The organism is uncultured Ruminococcus sp., from assembly GCF_934476685.1.
Taxonomy (GTDB): domain Bacteria; phylum Bacillota; class Clostridia; order Oscillospirales; family Ruminococcaceae; genus Hominimerdicola.
This window is the reverse complement of record NZ_CAKSNX010000012.1, coordinates 21,671-44,759: the sequence shown is the minus strand read 5'-3', so window position 1 is coordinate 44,759 and position 23,089 is coordinate 21,671. Positions and strand designations below refer to the sequence as shown.

The 23,089-nt window shown below is 43.1% G+C and carries 26 protein-coding genes; 12 read left to right on the top strand and 14 right to left on the bottom strand.

Annotated features, from left to right (window positions below; translation table 11 throughout):
• Positions 1-130: 130 nt before the first annotated feature.
• Positions 131-871, top strand: coding sequence for a DUF421 domain-containing protein (locus Q0E19_RS10175; protein ID WP_294409376.1), 741 nt, complete (start codon positions 131-133; stop codon positions 869-871).
• Position 872: 1 nt separating this feature from the next.
• Complete coding sequence (locus Q0E19_RS10170) at positions 873-1,253, top strand: DUF4363 family protein (RefSeq protein ID WP_294409375.1); 381 nt, start codon at positions 873-875, stop codon at positions 1,251-1,253.
• A gap of 33 nt (positions 1,254-1,286) precedes the next feature.
• Here Q0E19_RS10170 and Q0E19_RS10165 read toward each other — a convergent pair whose 3' ends face one another.
• Entirely contained in the window at positions 1,287-1,814 is a 528-nt protein-coding gene (locus tag Q0E19_RS10165) for a helix-turn-helix transcriptional regulator (RefSeq protein ID WP_294409374.1), read from the bottom strand.
• Positions 1,815-2,178: 364 nt separating this feature from the next.
• Between Q0E19_RS10165 and Q0E19_RS10160 the strand changes: the two genes are divergently transcribed.
• The gene (locus tag Q0E19_RS10160; protein WP_294409373.1) at positions 2,179-2,847 is read left to right on the top strand and encodes a hypothetical protein; all 669 of its coding nucleotides are present in this window, start codon (positions 2,179-2,181) and stop codon (positions 2,845-2,847) included.
• 138 nt (positions 2,848-2,985) lie between these two features.
• Positions 2,986-4,470, top strand: coding sequence for a flotillin family protein (locus Q0E19_RS10155; RefSeq protein ID WP_294409371.1), 1,485 nt, complete (start codon positions 2,986-2,988; stop codon positions 4,468-4,470).
• A gap of 80 nt (positions 4,471-4,550) precedes the next feature.
• Here Q0E19_RS10155 and nrdG read toward each other — a convergent pair whose 3' ends face one another.
• The 7 genes from nrdG to asnB all read right to left on the bottom strand — a co-directional run bounded on the left by nrdG (position 4,551) and on the right by asnB (position 12,343).
• A complete protein-coding gene (gene nrdG / locus Q0E19_RS10150; protein WP_294409370.1) occupies positions 4,551-5,066 on the bottom strand; it encodes an anaerobic ribonucleoside-triphosphate reductase activating protein in 516 nt (171 codons plus the stop codon).
• A gap of 6 nt (positions 5,067-5,072) precedes the next feature.
• Complete coding sequence (locus Q0E19_RS10145; RefSeq protein WP_294409378.1) at positions 5,073-7,358, bottom strand: anaerobic ribonucleoside triphosphate reductase; 2,286 nt, start codon at positions 7,356-7,358, stop codon at positions 5,073-5,075.
• A gap of 260 nt (positions 7,359-7,618) precedes the next feature.
• Positions 7,619-8,056: a GNAT family N-acetyltransferase gene (locus Q0E19_RS10140; RefSeq protein ID WP_294409369.1), complete on the bottom strand. Its 438-nt coding sequence runs from the start codon at positions 8,054-8,056 to the stop codon at positions 7,619-7,621.
• Between the two features lie 36 nt (positions 8,057-8,092).
• A complete protein-coding gene (locus Q0E19_RS10135; RefSeq protein ID WP_294409368.1) occupies positions 8,093-8,818 on the bottom strand; it encodes an amino acid ABC transporter ATP-binding protein in 726 nt (241 codons plus the stop codon).
• Positions 8,805-9,512 carry an amino acid ABC transporter permease gene (locus Q0E19_RS10130; protein ID WP_294409367.1) on the bottom strand — a complete coding sequence of 236 codons (708 nt, stop codon included), beginning with the start codon at positions 9,510-9,512 and terminating at the stop codon, positions 8,805-8,807. The genes Q0E19_RS10135 and Q0E19_RS10130 overlap by 14 nt, the downstream gene beginning before the upstream one ends.
• 74 nt (positions 9,513-9,586) lie before the next feature.
• The gene (locus Q0E19_RS10125; protein ID WP_294409366.1) at positions 9,587-10,360 is read right to left on the bottom strand and encodes a transporter substrate-binding domain-containing protein; all 774 of its coding nucleotides are present in this window, start codon (positions 10,358-10,360) and stop codon (positions 9,587-9,589) included.
• Positions 10,361-10,507: 147 nt separating this feature from the next.
• A complete protein-coding gene (gene asnB, locus Q0E19_RS10120; protein WP_294409365.1) occupies positions 10,508-12,343 on the bottom strand; it encodes an asparagine synthase (glutamine-hydrolyzing) in 1,836 nt (611 codons plus the stop codon).
• 229 nt (positions 12,344-12,572) lie between these two features.
• Between asnB and Q0E19_RS10115 the strand changes: the two genes are divergently transcribed.
• Positions 12,573-12,839 carry a hypothetical protein gene (locus tag Q0E19_RS10115; RefSeq protein ID WP_294409363.1) on the top strand — a complete coding sequence of 89 codons (267 nt, stop codon included), beginning with the start codon at positions 12,573-12,575 and terminating at the stop codon, positions 12,837-12,839.
• A gap of 55 nt (positions 12,840-12,894) precedes the next feature.
• On the opposite strand, the gene Q0E19_RS10110 is transcribed toward Q0E19_RS10115, so the two are convergent.
• Together Q0E19_RS10110 and Q0E19_RS10105 are read right to left on the bottom strand one after the other, a co-directional pair.
• Positions 12,895-13,164, bottom strand: coding sequence for a heavy metal-associated domain-containing protein (locus Q0E19_RS10110; protein WP_294409362.1), 270 nt, complete (start codon positions 13,162-13,164; stop codon positions 12,895-12,897).
• A gap of 204 nt (positions 13,165-13,368) precedes the next feature.
• Entirely contained in the window at positions 13,369-13,848 is a 480-nt protein-coding gene (locus Q0E19_RS10105) for a metallophosphoesterase (RefSeq protein WP_294409360.1), read from the bottom strand.
• Between the two features lie 140 nt (positions 13,849-13,988).
• Between Q0E19_RS10105 and Q0E19_RS10100 the strand changes: the two genes are divergently transcribed.
• The 3 genes from Q0E19_RS10100 to Q0E19_RS10090 are packed head-to-tail and all read left to right on the top strand — an operon-like array spanning position 13,989 to position 15,181.
• Positions 13,989-14,294: a hypothetical protein gene (locus tag Q0E19_RS10100; RefSeq protein ID WP_294409358.1), complete on the top strand. Its 306-nt coding sequence runs from the start codon at positions 13,989-13,991 to the stop codon at positions 14,292-14,294.
• A 43-nt stretch (positions 14,295-14,337) separates the two neighbouring features.
• Positions 14,338-14,826, top strand: coding sequence for a hypothetical protein (locus Q0E19_RS10095; RefSeq protein WP_294409356.1), 489 nt, complete (start codon positions 14,338-14,340; stop codon positions 14,824-14,826).
• Entirely contained in the window at positions 14,810-15,181 is a 372-nt protein-coding gene (locus Q0E19_RS10090; protein ID WP_294409355.1) for a hypothetical protein, read from the top strand. Before Q0E19_RS10095 ends, Q0E19_RS10090 begins: the two co-directional genes overlap by 17 nt.
• Positions 15,182-15,191: 10 nt before the next feature.
• Here the strand turns inward: Q0E19_RS10090 and nth are convergent, their stop codons facing one another.
• Positions 15,192-15,848: an endonuclease III gene (gene nth / locus Q0E19_RS10085; RefSeq protein ID WP_294409354.1), complete on the bottom strand. Its 657-nt coding sequence runs from the start codon at positions 15,846-15,848 to the stop codon at positions 15,192-15,194.
• Between the two features lie 430 nt (positions 15,849-16,278).
• Between nth and gdhA the strand changes: the two genes are divergently transcribed.
• Together gdhA and Q0E19_RS10075 are read left to right on the top strand one after the other, a co-directional pair.
• Entirely contained in the window at positions 16,279-17,631 is a 1,353-nt protein-coding gene (gene gdhA, locus Q0E19_RS10080) for an NADP-specific glutamate dehydrogenase (RefSeq protein ID WP_294409352.1), read from the top strand.
• 157 nt (positions 17,632-17,788) lie between these two features.
• A complete protein-coding gene (locus tag Q0E19_RS10075) occupies positions 17,789-18,715 on the top strand; it encodes a LysR family transcriptional regulator (protein WP_294409351.1) in 927 nt (308 codons plus the stop codon).
• Positions 18,716-18,788: 73 nt separating this feature from the next.
• On the opposite strand, the gene Q0E19_RS10070 is transcribed toward Q0E19_RS10075, so the two are convergent.
• Together Q0E19_RS10070 and Q0E19_RS10065 are read right to left on the bottom strand one after the other, a co-directional pair.
• Positions 18,789-19,487: a hypothetical protein gene (locus tag Q0E19_RS10070; protein WP_294409350.1), complete on the bottom strand. Its 699-nt coding sequence runs from the start codon at positions 19,485-19,487 to the stop codon at positions 18,789-18,791.
• 249 nt (positions 19,488-19,736) lie between these two features.
• Positions 19,737-20,546: a hypothetical protein gene (locus Q0E19_RS10065; protein WP_294409349.1), complete on the bottom strand. Its 810-nt coding sequence runs from the start codon at positions 20,544-20,546 to the stop codon at positions 19,737-19,739.
• 267 nt (positions 20,547-20,813) lie between these two features.
• On the opposite strand from Q0E19_RS10065, the gene ruvX reads away from it, so the two are divergent.
• Positions 20,814-21,254 carry a Holliday junction resolvase RuvX gene (gene ruvX, locus Q0E19_RS10060; protein ID WP_294409377.1) on the top strand — a complete coding sequence of 147 codons (441 nt, stop codon included), beginning with the start codon at positions 20,814-20,816 and terminating at the stop codon, positions 21,252-21,254.
• 48 nt (positions 21,255-21,302) lie between these two features.
• Here the strand turns inward: ruvX and Q0E19_RS10055 are convergent, their stop codons facing one another.
• Positions 21,303-22,253: a hypothetical protein gene (locus Q0E19_RS10055; RefSeq protein ID WP_294409348.1), complete on the bottom strand. Its 951-nt coding sequence runs from the start codon at positions 22,251-22,253 to the stop codon at positions 21,303-21,305.
• A gap of 282 nt (positions 22,254-22,535) precedes the next feature.
• Between Q0E19_RS10055 and Q0E19_RS10050 the strand changes: the two genes are divergently transcribed.
• On the top strand, positions 22,536-23,072 hold the full coding sequence (locus tag Q0E19_RS10050; protein ID WP_294409346.1) for an SH3 domain-containing protein: 537 nt from the start codon (positions 22,536-22,538) through the stop codon (positions 23,070-23,072).
• The last annotated feature ends 17 nt before the right edge of the window (positions 23,073-23,089 follow it).

Genomic DNA, 23,089 nt, shown 5'->3' with positions numbered 1-23,089 from the left:
GTTTAGTCACTTACATTATACCATGAGTTTCTCTTTGAGTCTTCTTTTTTGTGTCATTTTATTTTACAACTTGCCGCCTTGATGTTTAAGTGTCTGTTATCAGTCAATACTTGATACGAGGTGAGCGACGATGTTTATAGTTTTTTTCAGAGCGGTGATACTTTATTTTATCATAATTTTTTCTGTCCGTCTTATGGGCAAGCGACAGATAGGGGAGCTGCAGCCGTCGGAGCTTGTGGTGACGATACTTATGTCGAATATTGCCACCCTGCCTGTGGAGGATATAAGCATACCTATGATAATGGGGGTAGTGCCGATCTTCACGCTGGTGTGTCTTGACGTTATCGTGTCGCACCTGTCGATGAAATACCGTCCGCTGAGAAAAGCCATAAGCGGTTCGCCTAAGATAGTCATTTCCGACGGCAGGATAGATCAGCAGGCGATGCGTGATCTGAGATTTTCCGCAGACGATCTTATGGAATCCCTACGCAGTGTGCAGATATTCGATATAAACGAAGTCCAGTTTGCTGTGGTCGAAACAACGGGCAAGATGTCCGTACTCCAGAAAAAGAGATTTCAGCCTCTTAACAGCGGTGATTTTGCCAACGGACTAGAGCCGCAGGACAAAAAACTTGACGGCTCGGATCCCCCTGTACTTGTAATAAATGACGGAAAGATCTCGCCTGCCGCAATAAAATTTCTTGGCTTTGACAAAGAATGGCTTGGAAAAATACTTTCAAAGGAAAAGCTTTCGGCGCAGGATATTTTCATAATGTCAGCCGACAGCAGCGGCAGCTATACTATAATCAAAAGTGATAAGACACAAAACAGCAAAAATGGCAAGAAAACCAAAGAGGGCAGCGTGAGATAAAATGAAAAATATGAAAAGACTATGGGTGTGTATTTTCCTTATAGCGGCAATAATATCTGCCTCCTGCGGCTCGCTGGCGGTGCTGAATGCACATAATGAAAAGCTTTTTGCTGCTGCTCAGAAAGTCGAGGACGCTTACAATAACGGCGGAGATACAATGGCTGAGGTGGAAAAGCTTTCAGCCTGCTGGGGAGAATATTATGTATCAGTATCCTATGTTGCAAATACTGACACGCTCAACAGCATATCATCGGGCGTTTTCAGATTAAGATATCTTCTCGAAAATGATTCGGACGAATTTCTGTCGGAACTTCATAGTATCTGCGGTCAGATAAGAATGCTCTACAACAGCCAGTTTCCGCATCTATATTCAGTATTATAATAAAAATCAGTCCTTTTCGGGGACTGATTTTTTTTATAACAAACTTGCGTAATATCGGCTCAGCTTTGCTGCACTCTGACGTATAACGTCCTCGGCACGCTGCTTTATGTCTTCGTTTTCAAACAGACCTTTTTCAGCAAGCTCCGCCGCCTTTTTTGCATACTCAACAGAACGCTGGCTGTCATTTATATTTTCTGATCCTGCGATCTTTGCGGCAAGCTCAAGGTAAGATTTCGCTTTCAGCGCACATATCTCATCATCAAATTCGGGGATATCCGTCTTTATGACTTCCTCATAGCTGCCGTCCGAATAAAGCTTTTTGAGCTGCTGATATTTTTCTGTGGGAGTGCTTTCGGAACTGCCCTGAAAATCCTGCGTTTCTATCTGAATATCAAGTACCTTACATAGATATTCCAGCGTCTTGACCGACGGCATAGCTGCGCCGCTTTCGATCTGACTTAGCATATTCCTTGTTATGTAATCGCCCACAACTTCGCTCTGGGTCATTTTTTTTGCCAGCCTTGCCTGCTTTATGATCTTACCCAGATTTTGTGTATCCATATCGTTCCCTCCTTCTGCTTTTCTTACGTTTTTACACTTGTAAATAATATTTACTTACATAGTAGCACATTTTTTCTCAAATTGCAATAGCATAAAGACAAGTTCAATGAAATTTAACATTTTGCTTTTCGGTCATTTTATTATTGTAAGATATCTTCACGAAAAGCGGAGAAAACCGCACTGAGAGCGTAAAAGCAGCAGTCTGCGGTACTTTTTGTGCATATTTTATGAAATAAAACAATAAAATATGATGAAAAAGCTATTGACAGAGTGAAAAATATAGTATATAATTAGGTAAATGATATTTACGGAGAGCAAAACGTAAACCTATCATACATAAATTTATATTCGGAGGTGTAGAATAATGATCGAAAGCTTTAATGCATGGTGGGAAGGACTTGACAGCCTGCTGAGAGTGCTTTACTGTATAGCGATACCGTCAACGCTGCTGCTGGTGATACAGACGCTGCTTTCTATGTTCGGTATGCATGACGGAGGTATGGGGCATGATTTCAGCGATACTTCCGGTCTTGACCTCGATGTAGATACTAATGTGGATATTGATATCCCCGATGGCGGAGATATGGATCTTCATCACAGCATTGACGGCGGCGACCCGTCGGACTTTGCGTCAATGCATCTGTTCACCCTGCAAACGGTGGTCACATTCCTTACTGTGTTCAGCTGGTCGTCTATCGCACTGCTGAGTGCAGAAGTCCCCACAGCTCTGGCAGTGGTTATAGGAGCAGCGCTTGGAGTTTGCACAATGGTGCTGGTGGCAAAGATAGTTCAGCTTTCAATGCGTCTTACTGAGAACGGAACGATGAATCTTAAAAACGCTATCGGTGAAACCGCAACTGTGTATATCCCTTGTCCGCCTAAAAATCAGGGAATGGGTAAGGTGACAGTTACTATTCAGGGACAGCTTATGGAGTTCGGCGCATTCAACAATGGCGATGAAATGCTTAAAACAGGAACACAGGTCACTGTGATCGACGTAAGGGGCGACGATCTTATTGTTGAAAAAGAATAAAGACAGCAGCAATAAAAATATAAAAGGAAAAGACAAAACGGCTAAATAATCAATATGTGTTACAGGGAAGTTATTGACAGATCAGATGCGATCTGTTAAAATATATACATAAAAATAAAGAAAAAAAGGAGAATCAGTATGAGCGGTTATGAAACAATTATTATCGTGTGTGTGATAATAGCAGTTCTTTTTGCGGCGATCATGGCTATCCTGTCAAGATACAGGAAGTGTCCGTCGGATAAGGTGCTTGTTATCTACGGTAAGGTAGGAACGGACAAGAATGGTCAGGCGAGAAGTGCAAGGTGTATCCACGGTGGTGCTGCATTTATCGTGCCTATCATTCAGTCATATGAGTATATGGATCTTACTCCTATCTCTATCAACGTTGACCTGAAGAATGCACTTTCAAAGCAGAACATCCGTATCGACGTACCTTCAAGATTTACAGTAGGTATCTCAACAGAGCCGGGTGTTATGCAGAATGCGGCTGAAAGACTTCTCGGTCTTAAGCTTATGGAGATACAGGAGCTTGCAAAGGATATTATTTTCGGTCAGCTCCGTCTTATCATCGCAACAATGGATATCGAAGAGATAAACTCCGACAGAGATAAATTTCTTCTTGCGGTATCAAACAACGTTGAGATCGAGCTGAAAAAGATCGGTCTTAAACTCATCAACGTAAATGTAACGGATATCACCGATGAGTCCGGATATCTGGAGGCTCTCGGTAAGGAAGCTGCTGCAAAGGCTATAAACGACGCTAAGAAATCGGTTGCCGAAAAGCACAGAGATGGTGAGATCGGTCAGGCTAACGCACAGAAGGATCAGCGTATTCAGGTCGCTGCCGCAAATGCGTCTGCTATCGACGGTGAAAACCAGGCTAAGATCGAAGTTGCACAGTCAGAAGCTCTCAGACGTGAGCGTGAGGCTGAGGCTCTCAGACAGGCTACTGCTGCCGAAGCAGTTCAGGCTGCAAAGGCTAAGCAGGAAGCTTACATAGCTCAGCAGTCTGCCGAGCATACAAGAGCCGAGCTGGAAAAGGCTACTCAGACAGCCGACGTTATCGTAAAGGCTCAGATCTCAAAGCAGCAGGCTGAGATCGAGGCTGAGGCACAGGCTGAAGTCGTAAGACGTAAGGCAAAGGGTGAGGCTGACGCTATCTACGCTAAAATGGAGGCTGAGGCTAAGGGTAATCAGGAGATACTCACAAAGCAGGCTGAAGGTATGAAACAGCTTGTTGCCGCAGCAGGCGGTGACGCAAACGCAGCCGTAAGACTTATCGTTGCGGATAAGCTTGAACAGCTGGTAGCAATTCAGGTCGAGGCTATAAAGAACATCAAGATAGACAAGATAACAGTATGGGATTCCGGCGCAAATTCAGAGGGAAAAGGCTCAACAGCAAACTTCCTCAGCGGATTGATGCAGTCAGTTCCTCCGCTGAACGATCTTTTCAATCAGGCTGGTATGACGCTGCCTGACTTCCTTGGAAAGGATATAGAGGACGCTCTCAAAAAGTCACAGGAAGAGGCAGTTAAAAGAGCAGCAGAAGATGCAGATAATGCAGATAATGCAGATAAAACAGAAACTGTTGATCCGTCAGATGTTGAGATAATCGAAAAGTAAAATCAACATATCAATAAAAACAACCGCACAATGGCTTTAAAGGTCATTGTGCGGTTTGTGTTATATGCGTTTTATTTGTTTTACAGATCGGTAAATTCAACGGCTTTCCCTGCTGCAAGGGAACTTTTCATATCAATGAACCGCTGATTTTTGCTGCCACGGAATTTCAGTTCAAGACTGCGCTGTTCCTCGATAAAACGTCCGTCAACAAGATAATCGACAACGTTCATAAGCTCTTTGCAGCCGTCTATTTTTTCGGCATTTTCAAGAAGATATTCAAAAGTATAGCCTGTATAGCTTATTATATTCAGCCTGCCGCTGTCGATAGCCTTTATCTTTCTGCCGAGATCAGCTAAAGGAACACACTGCGAGAAAGGCTCTCCGCCGCTGAATGTAACACCGTCAAGGAGCGGATCTTTTTTTATCTCTTCAAGAATATCATCTGTGTCGGCAGTAAAGCCGCCGCTGTAATCGTGGGTATGTGGATTGTGGCAGCCTTTGCAGCCGTGAGGACAGCCCTGTGTAAAAACAGTATATCTGAATCCGGGACCGTCAACGATAGATTCACCGACCGTTCCCGCAATACGGATCTTCATGGTCTGTTATTCTCCTGCCTTTTCGGTGCTTTCGCTATTTTGTGCAGCACTTTCTACCTTTATTCTCGGTATCCTTTCGTGGGCGGAAGCTTTGTGTTCAGCCTCTGTTCTGCCGCATTTCGGGCATCTGTCACCGATGATTCCTGTGTATCCGCATTCGGGATCTCTGTCAACAGGGTGGTTTATCGAGCCGTAGCCTATGCCGACTTCCTTCATATATCTGACTACCTTTTCAAAGGCGGAAAGATTGTTCAGCGGATCACCGTCAAGCTCAACATAGCTTATATGACCTGCGTTGGTGAGGGCATGATAAGGCGCTTCTATCTGGAGCTTTTCAAATGCACTGATAGGATAATATACAGGAACGTGGAATGAGTTCGTGTAGTAATCTCTGTCAGTAACTCCCGGAATATTTCCGTAGCGCTCTCTGTCCATTTTAACGAAACGTCCAGAAAGTCCCTCGGCAGGCGTTGCGAGCAGCGACCAGTTAAGTCCTGTTTTTTCGGTTTCATCGTCCATGCGCTTTCTCATATGGGAGATAATTTCAAGACCAAGCTTTCTCGATTCCTCAGATTCGCCGTGGTGCTTGCCTGTAAGTATCTTAAGGCACTCAGCAAGTCCGATAAAGCCGATAGAAAGAGTTCCGTGTTTAAGCACTTCGCCTACTGTGTCATCATATGACAGCTTTTCGGAGTCGAGCCATACTCCCTGTCCCATAAGGAAAGGATAGTTCTTGACCTTTTTGGCAGCCTGAATTTTAAATCTGTGCATAAGCTGAGCGATGCAAAGGTCGATCATAGAATCAAGCTGTCTGTAAAATTCATCAATGTCATAGTGCGATTTTATTCCCAGTCTTGGAAGATTTATAGTGGTAAAGCTGAGGTTTCCTCTGCCTGTAACTATCTCTCTTGTTGGGTCGTATGCATTGCCGATAACTCTTGTGCGGCAGCCCATATACGCTATCTCAGTATCAGGGTCGCCCTCTTTGTAATACTGGAGATTGTAAGGTGCGTCAATGAATGAGAAATTCGGGAAAAGACGCTTTGCTGAAACACGGCAGGCAAGCTTGAAAAGATCGTAGTTCGGATCTGACGGATTAAAGTTCACGCCCTCCTTGACCTTGAAAATGTGTATAGGGAAAATAGGTGTTTCGCCATTGCCAAGACCAGCCTCTTCCGCAAGGAGAATGTTCTTTATGACCATTCTGCCCTCGATAGAGGTGTCTGTTCCGTAGTTTATGGAGCTGAACGGCGTCTGTGCGCCCGCTCTTGAATTCATTGTGTTGAGGTTATGTATAAAAGCCTCCATTGCCTGATAGGTCGCCTTGTCGGTTTCTCTGACGGAGGTCTTGTATGCAAAGTTCTGTATCTTCTTTACTACCTTTGCGTCAGCGTATGAACTGAGCAGGGAAGCTTCCTCATCCTGATAGCCGTTGTCATTTGAAAGCGTAGGCACAAAACCTCTCTTTTCAAGGAAATCTGCACAGCGCTTAGCAATATCGGGGTTTTCAGGAACGTCTGCCAGCAGTGCAAGTCCTCTGCGGATATTGTCACGATATCTGTGACGGAAAGTTTTCTTTACGCCCTCAGCCATATCAAAATCAAACTTAGGTATAGACTGTCCGCCATGCTGATCGTTCTGATTGGACTGTATAGCTATGCAGGCAAGTGCAGCGTAGCTGATTATATCGTTAGGAGTTCTGAGATAGCCGTGACCTGTGGAAAATCCGTCCTTGAAAAGCTTTGTGAGGTCGATCTGTGTACAGGTGGTAGTAAGGGTATAAAAATCCATATCGTGGATATGTATATCACCGTTTTCATGTGCCTGTGCGTGTTCTGGTTCAAGAACATACATCTCGTAAAATTCCTTTGCGCCCACCGAGCCGTATTTGAGCATAGTACCCATGGCTGTGTCGCCGTCGATATTTGCATTTTCACGTTTCAGATCGCTGTCGCTTGCGGATTTAAAGGTAAGGTCCTCGTATACCTTCATAAGCCTTGTATCCATTTCTCTCGCCCTTGTTCTTTCCGAGCGGTAAAGGATATATGACTTTGCAGTAGCCGCATGACCCTCTTCGATAAGCACCTTTTCAACGCAGTCCTGTATCTGCTCAACAGTAGGTGTGGTAACGTTCTGCGCCATGAGCATATCAACGACCTTGCCCGAAAGCTCCAGAGCGGTCTCATAATCACTTCCGCCCACAGCTTCGGCAGCCTTATAAATTGCACTGGCTATCTTTTCTATATTGAAAGTAACCGTTCTGCCGTCTCTCTTTTTGATTTTTACGATCATATTCTGACAATCCTTTCTAAGCACAGCGTAAAGGCAATATCGCACGATCATTGCACGGTATTGCCCTTTCCCGAAACAGTCTTATAGTTTTTTATAAAAACATCTAAATTTAGTATATAATATAAACCAACTAAAGTCAAGGGAGTATCCGACGAAAAGCTATCCAATTATTTGTATAGCTTGCACAATAGACAAAAACCGCACATACAGCAGCCGTTAAAGCTGCCATATGTGCGGTAAAAACTCTATTTTGATATAAGTCAGGCTGGCTTTGAAAGCGCCTTTTTCATCATTATGTGCGGGCAGTATTCGTCCTTGTATTCATCACCGAATGCAGTATAACCAAGCTTTTCATAAAAGCCTTTTACTCTGCATTGTGCGGAGAGCATACATTCACCAAATCCATTTTCAGCGGCATATTTTTCAAGCTCACTGATTATTATGCTGCCTATGGACTTTCCTCTGTAAGCTTTCAGCACAGCTATCCTGCCGAGAAAAGCAGCGCCGTCTTTTTCATAAAGTCTGCCAGCTGCGATAGGATAACCGCCGTCATATACCACGCAGTGTACAGCGGCTGCGTCGATATCATCAAACTCATTTTCAAAGCCCTGCTCGTGGATAAATACATTCTCTCTTATGATCTTTGCATCGGAATTGTTTTCAAGTCCCTTTGCGATCTTTATTGTGTAATTGCCCATAAATTTTACCCCTTATGTCTGTATATTGAAGTGTGGTTAAAGCACCTTTGAAAGGAATTCTTTCAGTCTTGGATTTTTCGGTTCTGTAAAGAATTTATCAGGAGAGTTCTGCTCCATTACATAGCCGTCCGCCATGAACAGCACTCTCGAAGCTACCTCTCTTGCAAAACCCATTTCGTGCGTAACGACTACCATGGTCATTCCGTCGTTTGCAAGCTGTTTCATAAGTTCAAGGACTTCGCCTACCATTTCAGGGTCAAGGGCGGAAGTCGGTTCATCGAAGAGCATTACCTCAGGGTTCATAGCCAGCGCTCTGGCAATGGCGATCCTCTGCTTCTGACCGCCTGAAAGTCTTGACGGATATTCGTCCGCTTTGTCGGGGAGTCCAACTCTTTCAAGCAGCTCCATAGCCTTTGCGTCAGCCTGTTCCTTAGTCATAAGTCCAAGCTTTACAGGGGCAAGGGTTATGTTGTTCTTTATTGTAAGGTGTGGGAAAAGGTTGAAGTGCTGAAAAACCATTCCCATACGCTGTCTGAGATGATTTATCTCATGGTCGCTGCATTTGGTTATATCCATTCCCTCAAAGAAAATGCTGCCGTCAGTTGGAGTTTCCAGCAGGTTAAGGCATCTCAGAAAGGTGGATTTTCCAGAACCCGACGGTCCGATGATAACTACCTTTTCGCCTTTTTCGATATGTTCGTCTATACCTTTGAGTACCTCGACCTCGCCGAAGGATTTTGTCAGTCCCTTAACGTCTATCACTTTGCGACAGCCTCCTTTCAAGCTTTCCTACAAGATGGGTAAGTATCATTACCATTGCAAGGTAGATTATTGCAACGGAGATAAGCGGCATAAATGCAGAGAAAGTCTGCGAACGTATGATATCTCCGCCCTTTGTAAGATCCTGTATAGCGATATATCCCGCAACTGATGTTTCTTTCAGCAGGACGATACATTCATTTGCCAGCGCAGGGAGAATGTTTTTGAAAGCCTGCGGAAGAATAATATAGATCATGGTTTTTGAATAGTTGAAGCCAAGGCTTCTGCCTGCCTCAAACTGTCCGTTGTCGATAGACATTATACCCGATCTGACTATCTCGGCAACATATGCGCCGGAGTTTATACCGAAAGCTATGACAGCAACAAAGGTCTTGCTTATCGGTACGCTTGCAAAAATAACAAAGTAGATTATAAGCAGCTGTACTACAACAGGCGTTCCTCTTATGACCGTAAGGTATATCCTGCACAGCACGTTGAGAAATTTCAGCTTGCCTGTTTTATCGTGAGTCGATCTGACGATAGCAATGAGAAAGCCAAGCACCATTCCAAGCACAACTGCAAGCGCAGTTATCAGCAGAGTAGTGCCAAGACCGTCCACAAGATAGTGCCAGCGGTCGCTGTCTAAAAAGTTCTGCTTAAAGCTGTCCACAAATCCCAATTTAACACTTCCTAACATAATTAAAATTGATAACCGACAGCATTCTGACGGAAACAGTATGGTATAGCTGCCGATTATCAATCGTTTGGTTTTTATTTACTTCTTACAATGATGACCTGATGGCTTGTGGCATAAGAATCTGAGAAGAGAACGTTCTTCTTTCTGTCCTCAGTTGCAGTCATGCCGGCAACACCAACGTCAGCCTTGCCTGACTGTACAGCAGCGATGATAGAGTCGAAAGCCATATCGTCGATCTGGAGTTCATATCCGAGCTTGTCGCATACAGCGTTCATCATGTCAACGTCAAAGCCTACGATCTTGTCGTTCTCCTTGCTCTCATAAGGAGGGAACTCAGCGTTTGTTGCCATTACAAGCTTGCCCTTGCTTCTGTCAACATCTTCAGGAGATGTGTACTCGAACTTTGTATCGCCCTCGTAGTTGTTCTTTATCTTGTCGAGTGTGCCGTCATCTTTGAGTTCTTTAAGTGCGCCGTTGATCTCAGCCTGAAGATCTGTGTTGTCCAGCTTCATTGCGATAGCGTATTCCTCATCAGCGAAAGCCTCATCAAGGATCTCGATATCGTCATTCTTTTCAACAAAAGCCTTAGCAGGTTCTGAGTCGATTATAACAGCGTCGATCTTGCCCTGCTTGAGTGACTGGATAGCGTCTGCACCCTTTGTGTACTTTTCAACAGATGCGTCCTCGATATCACCTGCGAGAGTGTCGCCTGTTGTACCGAGCTGAACACCAATGGTCTTGCCCTTAAGGTCGTCAACAGAGTGAACAGTATTAGCGGGAACGCCGCAGCTTGTGAGCATAACTGCCGCCATAGCGAACGCAGCGATGCCTGACATGATTTTCTTCATAATATTTTCGTCCTTTCATTTTAACATTGAAAATCTTTAAATCTACATTTTACTACATATTATATCATAGTATTTATCAATAATCAACAGTTACTATAAAATTTAATATTTCAGAAAAGTAAAGGCTTTCTGAACAATGCAGAAGTCTTATGCTTCCTTTTTAAAATATACGTCATACCATACGAGGAAAGAGAAAACTGTCCATATCTTTCTGGAGTAATCATACTTTCCGGCTCTGTGATCGTCCAGCAGAGCAACAAGAGCGTCTGTGTTGAAATACTGCTGAGCCTCAGGAGAAGTGAACTTATCCTTGACGATATTATAATATTTATCCTCTTTGAGCCATACTCTTATCGGAACAGGGAATCCAAGCTTTTTCTTGTTTGCTGTCTGCGGAGGGCAGGCTTTAAGAGCGGCGATTCTCATTGCGTACTTTGTGCTGTCCGCTGTAACTCTGTGCTTTGCAGGTATCTTTTCAGCAAGCTCCATTACCTTCCTGTCAAGGAAAGGTACTCTCAGTTCGAGTGAGTGAGCCATTGACATCTTATCAGCTTTAAGCAGGATATCTCCCGTCATCCAGAGGTGGAGGTCGATGTACTGCATCTGAGTTACCTGATCCTGATCTCTTACCTTATCATAGAAAGGCTTTGTTATCTGCATAGCGTCAGGAGCGTTTGTCTTTATCTTAAGCAGCTGCTTTCTTTCCTTTTCGGAGAAGATATAAGCGTTTCCGATAAATCTCTCGTCCAGATCCTTTGAACCTCTGATGAGGTAGTTTATGCCGTGCTTGTGCGGCAGATGTTCGGCAACTGCGCCGACAGCCTTTCTTATAGGACGTGGTATCTTAAAATAGCTTGCCATATCGGCAGGATTGTGGTAGATGTTGTATCCGCCGAAGATCTCGTCTGCGCCCTCTCCCGAAAGAACAGCCTTTACCTGCTGTGAGGCAAGCTGGCATACGAAGAACAGAGCGATAGCGGCAGGGTCTGCAAGAGGTTCGTCCATGTGATACTGTATCTTTGAAAGGTTATCCCAGTATTCCTCGGGTGTAATGACCTTTGAGAAATTATCCTTGTGGATATACTTTGAAAATTCCTTTGCGTAGCCTATCTCGTTGTACTTTTCGTCCTCGCCGAAGCCTACTGTAAATGTCTTGTCAACATCAGCCACAGCGGCAACATAGCTTGAATCAACTCCGCTCGAAAGGAATGAGCCTACTTCAACGTCAGCGAACTTGTGTACTTCCACAGAGTTCTTGAACGTATCGGATATCCTGTTCACCCATTCTTCAAGCTCAGGACCGTTATCTGCGTTGAACTTTATCTCCCAGTATCTTCTTACGTCAAGCTTGCCGTTCTTGTAAGTAAAGCAGTGAGCGGCAGGAAGCTTGTAAACGCCCTTGAAGAATGTTTCAGCTGTCGGAGAATACTGGAAAGTAAGGTATGTTTCCAGCACGTCTGTGTTAAGCTCCTTCTTGAAGTGAGGGTGATCGAGAAAGCTCTTTATCTCAGAACCCCACATAAGTGTTTCACCCATCTGAGCGTAGTACAGCGGCTTGATGCCGAAGAAATCTCTTGCGCCGAAGATCTCGTTCTTGTTCTTGTCGAAAATGATGAACGCAAACATTCCTCTCAGCTTGTTGAGCATATCCTCGCCCCACTGCTCATAGCCGTGGATAAGCACCTCGGAGTCTGTCTGAGTGTAAAAGCTGTGACCTGCGGCAATAAGCTCTTCCCTCAGATCCTTGTAGTTATATATCTCACCGTTGAAAGTGAGAACCATAGATCTATCCTCATTGAAAATCGGCTGACTTCCCACATCGGAAAGGTCAATGATCGACAGTCTGCGGAAGCCCATAGCGATCTGCTCATCGACATATTTTCCGTCGGAGTCAGGACCTCTGTGCTTTATTCTGTCCATCATTTTGCCCAGCACGATGGAAGCGTCGTTGATTTTATTTGTAAAACCTACAAATCCACACATATCGTAACCTCGTTTCAAAAATATTATCAAAATTGTCATTAAAAAATTTTATACCTTTTAATTATACAACAATTTGATCTCCATTGCAATAGTAAAATCATAAAATTCTGCGAACAAAACAGTGCTTTTTTCAATAAAACCGAAAATAAGTTTAAAAAGCACTTGAAAAAGCTCAGCTTATAATGTATAATTATTATGATTTATGTTCGGAAAGGAATGGTCATGGTCAATGACTGAAAATATTGAAAAAATCACTGAAAATAAAGAGCGTGCGGAAAATACGCAGGCAAAAGGCTCAAAGAGCAGGAAAGGCAAAAACCGAAAAGAAAAGAAAAAGCGTTTCCGCCTTGATATCGCCCTTATCATAGCTTTTTTTATCCTGCTTGCGTCTTTCAGTGCCTATATGATAAACACAACTCTTGAAGATGTTCTGACGGAGGAATACGGCGCACCGATAGTCACTCATGATTATACATATGAAAGCAGCAACAGCTGATATTACAAAAGAGGTTTCTGTACCATTGTGCAGAAGCCTCTTTGCTTTTTATTTATTATTTGCTGAAAAGACCTGAAAGGAAACCTTTCTTTTTCTCCTTGGTGTATTCCTCCGAGTTTACGGAAAGCACCTTGTAACCTGTGTCGCCTATGATCTTTTCAAGCTTTTCCTTTGGGATATCGTCATCGCTTATGATGATCGTTTCGCCCTTTGAGTGGGACGATGTTACCTTTTTTACGTTGAACTCACGTCTTACAGCGTCATTTATATGGCTTTCACACATTGGACAAGCCATACCGTCGATACCTAGTGTGATCTTTTTCATTTTAATTCCTCCTGACAAGAAAACATACAGGTTAGCTTTTCCTAACCTGTGAACATTATACACCCGCTGAGAACGCTTGTCAATAGTTCAAGATGTATATTTCTATAACTTTTTGTATCGTATCTGCATATACTGTTAAAGCAGCACATCATAAATAAAGTACAAAGGCAGCACCTTATAAAAAGCACTGCCTGTAAGATCAGATCAAAGATCAACATGATTATACATTATTCCGCCGTCAGTCACATCTATCCATGCATAACAGGCGGGCTTTCCGTCACGGGGACATCCTGCGCTGCCGGGGTTGAGGATAAGTATGCCGTCACGGTATTCTGCATATCTGCAATGTGTATGACCGAACAGCGCTATCTTGCAGCCTCGGTCTGCTGCCTCAAAAAACAATCTGTCAACGGAAAATTTAACGTGCCATTTATGACCATGAGTGTAAAATATCCTGTTCCCGTCGGGGAGAGTGCATACGTCGCTTTCGGGAGCTTGTGAACACATATCGCAGTTTCCTGCAACGCTGAGTATCCTGCTGTCGATATACTGTTTTTTCAGCGCTTTAAGCTCGCTTTCGCCGTCGCCGAGAAAAATGAACAGGTCGGCGTCGCCGTTTCGCTTGAATATTTTATGCATTGCGGAATAGTTTCCGTGTGTGTCTGAAAAAACTACGATACGCATGATAGTGACCTCCCGAATAAAGAGCCGTTGAACAGTTTGACCATTTGCTAACAGAATAATTATGCAGAATAATTATTCTTAGTATAACATAATTATTTAGTGATTACAATTACAAAAAACGAAGAAAAGGAGAATTTTTTATGAGCAGAATCAATAATATGAATAATAATGGCGGTAATTTTGGTAAAAATAATCCGAATAAATTAAGTGATCTTCCCGAACAGAACCTCCAGCCATTGCTGAACGTTGCCGCAAAAAAGCTTGGCACATCTCCGGAAGAACTGCGTTCACAGCTGCAGAACGGCACTTTTGACAAGGCGCTGTCATCTATGCCGAAAAATGAGGCGGCAATGCTTACGCAGGCGCTTTCAAACAAGCAGACCTGTGAAAAGATACTGTCCTCTCCGCAGGCGCAGGCTATATACCGCAAGCTTACGGGCAAATAGACAAATAAAGTAGTAAGAAAAAGAATTTGCAAGGAGGATAAAAATGGACGATCTGATGAATAAGCTGCAGGACGTTCTGAATGATGAGGAGAGTATGAAGCAGATAAAAGAGCTTGCGGATATGATAGTCTCGCAAGCTCCCTCGGCGGAGGAAAATTCCCCTGTTTCCGTTCCTGCACAGACAGGGGGTATAGGCGGTGTTCCGCAGAATACAGGCGGTATGCCCGATATTTCCGCTCTGCTGCGTGGCCTTGGTATGGGCGGCGGTGCAGCACCCTCAGCAGCCGCACCTGCTCAGCAGCCAGCCCCTAACATCGACATTTCAAAAATAATGCAGATAGGGCAGGTCATAAGTCAGGCAAACAAGTCGGATAAAAACGTTGATCTACTCCTTGCTCTGCGCCCTTTGCTGAAAGAAGAAAATCAGAATAAGATAGATAAGCTTATAAAAATATTCAGACTGCTCGCCGTTTATCCTGTTCTGAAAGAAAGCGGTCTGCTGGGAGGTGACTTGTTTGGCTTACTCGGATAATCAGTTCAGCGTAATGCAGGAGGAGGCTGTCCGCCGTGTTCGTGAAATGCAGAAAAGGTCACGCTCTATGGTAGGGGAGTCGGAGGAAACTTTAAATCCTGAACAGACCGCTGAGGAAAAAGCTGTCCAAAATACCGCCGCAGCACTGAATAATTCAGGCATAGGAAAGGGTGGAGCAGGCGGCATACTCAGCAGTTTGCTCGGCACGACAGGGGCAAAGAACGGCGAACTTTTCAATATAGGTTCGGTAAAGATCGACGAGGAAAAAGCACTTATCGGTCTGCTTATATACATATTATACAAGCAGGGGGCAGATGTAAAGCTGCTGCTGGGACTTGGATATCTTCTTATTTAGCTTGTAAAGTCTATTCAGCCTGTGCATTATTCTGCACGGCAAGGTTGAGCGTCACGCATAGATCGGCAAGAGGACATTCACCGCAGCGTTCTCCTCTCGCTTTGCAGTATTCTCTTCCGAACAGCACGAGCCTGTGACAGAAGTCAGAGGATCTTTCCGGCGGAAGTATTTTAAGCAGGTCTTTTTCAACCTTTGCAGGCTCTTTATTTTTTGTCAGACCAAGCCGTCCGCATATGCGTATGCAGTGGGTATCGGTCACAACGGCAGGCTTATGGAAAACGTCGCCCATAATAAGGTTCGCTGTTTTTCTGCCTATTCCCGAAAGCTTTGTAAGCTCTTCAATGCTGTCGGGTATGATACCATTATAACTGTCCCTTATCTGTCGGCACATTGTGACGATGGAGAGGGCTTTTGTTTTGTAAAGACCGCATGGCTTTATTATTCTTTCTACATCACTCACGTCCGCATCGGCAAAATCATCTATTGAGCGGTATTTTTCAAAAAGCTCTTTTGTGACGATATTGACCCTTGCGTCTGTACACTGCGCAGACAGCCTGCCTGCTATCATAAGCTCGTGAGACTGAGAATATTCCAATGAGCATACCGCATCTGGATAGACCTGCTCCAGCCTTTCAATGATAAGCATTGCCTGTTCTTTCAAAGTCATTGAGTAAAATTCCTTTCTTTTATTTCTTATCGTAAGTTTGACTGTTGTATACATTGTACACTTTTTTGCAGGATTAGTCAATCGAAATTTCATTTTCAATATTTACCGTGCAGTATATTGCAACATAATTCGGCAAAATCAGCGGCTTAAAGTGTGACGCTGAATGTAAAATCGTTGCAAATAAAATCCTGAATGTGTAAAATTTTTGATTTTAAATGGTGCAGTAATTGAATTTATTTTCAAATTTAGTGGCAGATTTCAAAAAAACTATGTGATTTTTATATAATTTCAATAAAATTTTGAAATTTTCGCAACTGGGACTTGCAAAATCGTGAATAGTATGCTATAATGTATCTCGTAAACGTAAGCGGGTGTTCAAATACCGCTGATACGGTTGTCTATAATTTTAATTTAGATGGGAGTTTTTACAATGACTTTGAAAAATGAATACCTTCAGAAGGTATACGAGCAGGTTGAGAAGAGAAATCCCGGCGAAAAGGAATTCCTCCAGGCAGTATATGAGGTTCTCGAGAGCCTTATCCCTGTTGTAGAGAAGAGACCTGACATCGTTGAAGCAGGAATCATCGACAGGATCGTTGAGCCTGAAAGACAGATCATTTTCCGTGTTCCTTGGGTTGATGACAAGGGCAACGTACAGGTAAATAGAGGCTTCAGAGTACAGTTCAACTCTGCTATCGGACCATACAAGGGCGGTCTTAGACTTCACCCATCAGTATGCGCTTCAGTAATCAAGTTCCTCGGTTTTGAGCAGATCTTCAAGAACAGCCTTACAGGTCTTCCTATCGGCGGCGGTAAGGGTGGTTCAGACTTCGATCCTAAGGGCAAGTCTGACGCTGAAGTTATGAGATTCTGCCAGAGCTTTATGACAGAGCTTTGCAAGCACATCGGTGCTGACACAGACGTTCCTGCCGGCGATATCGGTACAGGCGCAAGAGAGATCGGCTATATGTACGGTCAGTATAAGAGGATCAGAAACGAGTTCACAGGTGTTCTTACAGGTAAGGGACTTTCTTACGGCGGATCACTTGCAAGAACAGAAGCAACAGGCTATGGTCTTTGCTACTATACAGCTGAGATGATCAAGTGCATGAAGAATGAAACATTTGAAGGCAAGACAGTTGTTATCTCAGGTTCAGGAAACGTTGCTATCTACGCTACTCAGAAGGCTACTGAGCTCGGCGGTAAGGTAGTAGCTCTCTCAGATTCAAACGGATATGTTTACGATCCTAAGGGAATCAACCTTGACGTTGTTAAGCAGATCAAGGAAGTTGAGAGAGGAAGAATCAAGGAGTACGTTGACAGAGTTGAGGGTGCAGAGTATCACGAGGGCTGCTCAGGTATCTGGACAATCAAGTGCGATATCGCTCTTCCTTGCGCTACACAGAATGAGATCAACGAAGAGTCAGCTAAGGCACTCGTTGCTAACGGCGTATTCGCAGTAGCTGAGGGCGCTAATATGCCTTCAACACCTGAGGCAATCGCAGTATTCCAGAACGCAGGCGTTCTCTTTGGACCTGCAAAGGCAGCAAATGCCGGCGGTGTTGCTACATCAGCTCTTGAAATGTCACAGAACAGCGAAAGACTTTCATGGACATTCGAGGAAGTTGACGGCAAGCTGAAGAACATCATGGTAAACATCTTCCACAACTCATACAATGCAGCTAAGGAGTATGGTCTTGAAGGCAACCTCGTAGCAGGTGCTAACATCGCAGGCTTCCTTAAGGTAGCAGACGCTATGAAGTGGCAGGGCGTTGCATACTAATCAAAAGTCATATGTAAAATTTTTAGCGGCAGCTGGTTTCGTACAGCTGCCGCTTTTTGTGTGCTGTTATTGCTTATATACTTGACATTACATTTTAAATATAGTATAATCTGCATAGTATATATATTTAGTTACATAATCAGCAAGGAGTGGTAAAATGAATCTGACGCATTTAAGATATATGGTAGAAGTCGAAAGGCTTGGATCAATAACAAAAGCCGCCGCCGCACTTTATATGGGACAGCCTAATCTTTCCAAAGCTATAAAGGAAATGGAGCGTGAGGTCGGTGTGCCTATATTCAAGCGTTCCGCAAAGGGCGTTGTCCCGACGGAAAAGGGTACTGCGTTTTTGCAGTACGCAAAGGCTATCCTTGTGCAGATGGATAAAATGGAAAGCCTTTATAAGGACAATACGGAAAGCGAGATAAGCTTTTCACTCCTGCTGCCCAGAGCAAGCTATATCACCCATGCGTTCACAGAATTTCTTAACAGGATAGAACGCACATCTCTTATGGATATAAAGATAAAGGAAACAAACTCTATGGACGCAATAAATTCCATAGTCGAGTGCGAATATGATCTTGGTATAATCCGATATCCGATAGCGTATGAAAGCTTTTTTATGCCGCTTATGGAGGAGAAAAATCTTCAGATACATAATGTCTGGGAGTATGACTATGTGCTTATAACCAGCGAGAAAGGTCCGCTTGCTAACGAGCCTGTTATAAATGAAAATGTGCTTGATAAGTATATAGAGGTCATGCACAGTGACAACATAGTTCCGAACATCTCTGCGGCATATCAGAAGAAAAATGCAGAAATAACGGGTCATAAAAAGCATATCTATGTTTATGAAAGAGGAAGTCAGTTCGATATACTTTCTTCATGTCCCGACTCATTTATGTGGGTTTCACCTATCCCGAAAACACTGCTCAAGCGTTACGGACTTGTTCAGCGCAAAGTCCCTGAGCTTAAAAAGACCAACAAGGACGTTCTTGTCTGTCCCAACAATTACAGGCTCAGCAGTATAGATCAGATATTTATAAATGAACTTGAAAAGGTCAGACGTGACCTTACGGTATAACCAAATAAAAATAACAAAACAAAAAATATCCGTCAGATCAATTACGATCTGACGGATATTTGCATATCAAACTTTATTTCTTAGCGTCTTTAACGTTCTTCTTGTCAACAAAAGTACCTGTGCTTACGTCAAAAGCCTTGCTTGACTTCTTGTTCATTATCACAACGATAACAATTACTGCAACCGCAATGCCTGCCACAGCAGCACCGATGATGATGAGCGGATTTGTCTTGCTTTCTGCTTTCTTTTCAGTCTCGATGTATGTCTTTGTCTTGCAGTTCGTTACTGTGATGCCTGTGCAGGTGATCTTTGCTCTGTCGGTAGAACCTACGATAACGTTGTATACCTGACTGAAATCATTTGTGCCGTAAGCCTCAGCAATGGAGTTGTAATCGTAGGTAGCTGATGTATCATCAAACTCCACAGGAGCAACCTTTGCCCATACAGCACCTTCCTGAGCCTTAGGGGAAGTTGTGTTGTCCCAGCTCTGGAAAACAAGTTCAGCATTGTATTTGTTGCCTGCTTTTTCGTTTATGTCTTCGCTTGTGTATGTAACGATGATCTTTGAATCCTCTGTCATCTTTGTTGCGTCAAAAGTTGACTGCTCGATAGTAATGGACTGTCCCCAATTTTCGCTTGGCTGTGCGGAAGAACAATCTATCTTGATATCCTCTGTCTGAGCCTCTTCCTCTGCGTATGCTGTAAAAGCACCTGTTATAACTGTTGAACAGGCGATAAAAGCTGATAAAACTGCCGATAAAAGTTTTTTCATTCTAAAATCCCTCTCTTTTAGATCTTATGCACAAAAAAATGTTCATAATTTGTGCATTTCAACTTATAATATAAGCATTATAACATAATTAAAAATAAAAATCAATAACAATAATGCACAAAATAGCGTAAAGCCTTAATTGGTTTTTAACCGCTTTACATTATTTGTGAATAAAATAAAAAATCACAGAAGAGGAAAATCTCTTCTGTGAAATGTTCATATTTTAATGATTATGTTCTTTTTGTTGCGTTACTTCTTTACGTTCTTCTTGTCAACAAAAGTACCTGTGCTTACATCGAAAGCCTTGCTTGACTTCTTGTTCATTATCACAACGATGATGATGACTGCGATAGCGATACCGGCGATTATGCCCACAATAAGTGCAATAGGACTTGAACTTGCGGAAGTTGTGGTCGATGCCGCAGACTCAGCAGGTGCCGCAGCCTGTGTTGTGGTCGTTACAGCCTCGGTAGGTGTTTCCTCTTCAGCCTGAGATACCTCGGCTGCTGCTGTTGTGGTGGTAGTTTCAGGTGCTTTGTCGTTGCAGTCTGTGATAGTAAGACCTGTACATTTGATAGTTATTTCAGAAGGAGCGATAACGTGCAGATAATCTACCTTGCTGAAATCCTTTGATGTGTATGCCTTGACGATGTCCTGATAATAGAAGATAGCGCTGTTCTGATCGTATGACGTAGGCGTTACCTCTGCCCATACACCGCCCTTATCGTCCGCAAGAGCGTTGTCAGGATCGGAATAACTCTGGAGTGCAAGACCAACAGGGGATTTTGTGACGTTCTCTGCGTCCTTGCTGTCCTTGTACTCAAAGGTTACAATAAACTGAGTTTTCTCTGTTATTCTGCTGATATCGAAATCTTCTTTCGGGATAGAAAGGCTCTGTCCCCATGAATATGTTTCCTTTGCTTTCTTGCAGTCGATCTTTACATCAGATGTCTTGTCGGAAGCAGATGCCTGAATAGCTCCCGAAACAGCAACTGCTGCGCAAAGAAAAAGTGAAGCAAATAATTTTTCGATTCTTTTTAGTCTTTTCGTGCTTTTCATTCTTTCACAACTCCTAATACGATTTGCTTTTCTTAATTTACTATTTATAACAATTATTTTATCAACAAGGAAAATTATATCATATACATATGATTTTTTCAATTAATATTCTGTAAAGCTATTTTCAACATTAATCATTATTAAGCCTATAAAGTTCAGAATTTCGGGGGTATGCAAAGATTTGAATTTGACTTGAATGGGATATTATGATATAATGATACAGATGATTTTTCGTATACTATATTAAAGGAGGATATGTTCAGTAAAATGAGGATAATGTCAGTGGATTATGGTGACGCAAGAACGGGCATAGCAGTTTCGGATAATTCTGAGTTCCTTGCAACGCCTGTGGGTACGATAAAGGAATACAATGCGCAGAAGCTTGCGGAAAAGATAAGGGATATTGCTGTCGAGCGCAGAGCGGATGAGATAATCGTCGGTCTGCCTGTGAATATGAATGGCACAGAGGGCGTAAGAGCGGAAAAATGCAGAGAGTTTGCCGTTATGATAGAGGAACTTGTGGATTGCCCGGTAAGAATGTGGGACGAACGTTCAACGACAGTTACAGCACATCAGATACTTAATGAGGTAAATGTAAGAGGAAAAAACAGAAAAGCAGTAGTCGATACAGTTGCGGCGACTGTTATCCTTGAAAGCTATCTCGATTACAGAAGAAAGCACAAGTCGGATAAGGATAAAGATAAATAAAAAACAAAGCACACAGCAGATCTGTGTGCTTTTTATATGTCCGTCTTATCAGTTTTCAATATCGGTGTAAACTACCCAGCTTATGCTGTCGGGCTGAACGTCAGAGAGATATTCTCCCGGAACTGTGCAGGTGAACTGCCATTTTGCAACGGTGGAATTTCTTTCAGCAGGAACATTCTTTTTAAGGTAAATACACAGCTTTCCGTTGTTCTGCACTGCGTCTATGAATTCATAGCTTATATCCTCCGAACCTGCCATATCCGCATAGAGGAATATAACGTGGGTGTTGAAACCGCCGTCGCTGTCATATTCGGAGAGCGTTTTCTTTATGCTGTCTAAACCAAGCTGCTGATCGTATTTATCATAGTAGCTTTCAAAATCACTGTATGAAGAAAAAGTTTTCTGATAGGGAAGTGTAATGTTTGCGTCTGACTTTATGCTGTATATATCAAACTCGGCAGGCGTGGAAACATATTCGCCGCTTTCCTTTACAGGTCGGCGGTAAATAAGGTAGTCACATATATAATAGTTCAGCGTATCATCGCTTTCGCTGCACCATATCTGAACAGGTGAGATCGTGCGTGATTTTTCGGAAACAACTCCGTCCGAACAGCTCTTTATTTCAAAAACAGCCTTATATTCTCCGCCCTCGCAGGCGGCAGTTATTTTCGTAACGCTGTCAGCACTGCATACTGTAAGCTCAGTTTTTTCGCTCTGACTTATGTGGTATGAAAAGCTGTCAAAACGCTGCTCATTATATGCTCTTGTGTCGCCGATAAAAAGTCCGCCGTTTGCATATGCATATTCCTGCGTTATCTCTTCTCCCGTCCAGATATCAAAAAGGTCTGAACCGCCGTCCTCAGCGTCCGCAACTATCTGTGCGGGTTCGGGAACGTCGTTCTGGGTGTTGCTGTCAGAAGAATATGAATCACATGATGTCAGCAGGATAAATGCTGCGCAGACTGCTGATACAGTATATTTCGCCGCTTTGATACACATTCACCCCCACTATTTTAACATACAGATTATTATAACATATTTATGAGGATTTGTTAATATGTAATTTATTCAAATATATAGTTCCCGATTTGTTTATTAATGCTAAAAACACCCCTGCTATGGGGAGAAATACCGCTTGACAGTCACTCTTAAATGAATTATAATATATATTAAACAGCAGTATTACAGCGGATAAGGAAGAATGATGCTGTACTGCGTCAATAAAACGAAACGGAGGAAAGCCTGTTTTGCAGGGAAAATATCCTGCATACAGACACTTTAATGAATAATATGGAAGATCAAACTCCAAGAAAAAGACCGAGGATAGACCTTTCGGGAGCGGCGGCTATAATCGTTGTGGGGATATTTGTTGTGTGCATAATATTCCTTTTTGCCACAAAGCTTTTTTCAGCCAACTCTGCAAAAGCTCCTGCGGGGCTTGATACGGCTACCATAAATACGGATATAACACAGCCGAAAGCTGACGATTCGCAGACTCCTGCGGTGACAACTGTTCCCGACAGCGGCACAGACAGCATTTCTGACAGCTCATCTAAGACGGATACAACGACTTCAGAAGCTGATGAAGCGCTTGGTACAATGTATATCACCGAATATGCTTATCTGCATACCGCTCCGTCAAATGATGCAGAGAACATAGTTTGTATGTCACCGGGAATAGAGGTAACTGTGCTTAACTATGAGGATAACGGCTATGTAAAGATAACTTTCCAGAACATAGACGGCCCTCTCACAGGATATATTTATAAGGATTACCTTTCCGAAACACAGACTGTTGTGCCTGCATGGCAGCAGTAATATATAACGGGAGCTGG